The organism is Bartonella queenslandensis AUST/NH15 (assembly GCF_000312585.1).
Taxonomy (GTDB): domain Bacteria; phylum Pseudomonadota; class Alphaproteobacteria; order Rhizobiales; family Rhizobiaceae; genus Bartonella; species Bartonella queenslandensis_A.
Map to the genome: position 1 here is coordinate 19,284 of NZ_HE997999.1, position 857 is coordinate 20,140.

At 31.3% G+C, this 857-nt stretch carries 2 protein-coding genes; one reads left to right on the top strand and one right to left on the bottom strand.

The genetic code is table 11. The annotated features are described in order from the left end of the window. Nucleotides 1-289 (top strand): TIGR02186 family protein (locus tag BN338_RS04890; protein WP_039759613.1); only part of this gene is annotated, 289 nt, incomplete at its 5' end. Between the two features lie 23 nt (nt 290-312). Here the strand turns inward: BN338_RS04890 and BN338_RS13055 are convergent. Next, nucleotides 313-594, bottom strand: a complete 282-nt coding sequence (locus tag BN338_RS13055) for a DUF6460 domain-containing protein (RefSeq protein WP_039759614.1) — start codon at nt 592-594, stop codon at nt 313-315. Nucleotides 595-857 lie beyond the last annotated feature (263 nt).

An 857-nucleotide genomic window follows, 5' to 3' on the forward strand; every position in this document is an offset into this window, starting at 1 on the left:
TTATTATGAAGAAGTAGGTGGTGTTCGTTTTGGTTCTGATAAACTTTTTACAGCACATTTTCGTTTACCCGCCAACATTCCTGTTGGACATTATAAGGTCCGTGCTTACCTTTTTCGTGATGGGCAGTTTATCGATAGTGCAACAACGACTCTTGAAATTGTTAAAGCACATATCGCTTATACAATTTTCTATGCAGCACACAAGTATCGTTTTCTATATGGTGTTGTTGCGGTGATTATCGCCGTTACCACAGGATTTTTATGTCGTTTGATTTTTCGAAAAGATTAGCGCAAGAAAAATATTTAAGGCATTTATTTTTTATGAAAAATGCGTAAGACAAGAAAAATAGGTACAACAATAATAGCGCCCATCATGGTTATATGGAAGAAGTTTGTAAGCGTTATAAATCCTGTTTCCCATAACGATTGAAGAAAATTTATTATCTTCCGTATGAGGTTTCGAGGTGTCCATCCAAAAAAATTCATTACGATGCCAATGAAGAATGAAAGGATGAGCAATTTTAGACTAACACGGTTCAATGTTCCTCCAAGAAATGTATGAAAAGAATTTGATAATTTTTTCTTTCTATTCATTTTAATATACTTTCGAATCTCTTGTGTTTTTGTTGTATTATCGTCGTGCAGTGATTGTTATTATCATAAAGAAAAAACATTTTTTTATTTTTTTCTTATTTTTCACCACTTTAGTAATGGTATAACATCAGTGATGGTTGTTAAAATATACGCGTATTCTCTTGTGTTTTTTTGCAATATTTTCATCACATTTCTTTTTATTTAAGTGAAGAATTTTTCTTTTTTCTAAGAGGTTATAAGGGAATTTTTATAACGTTTTGATC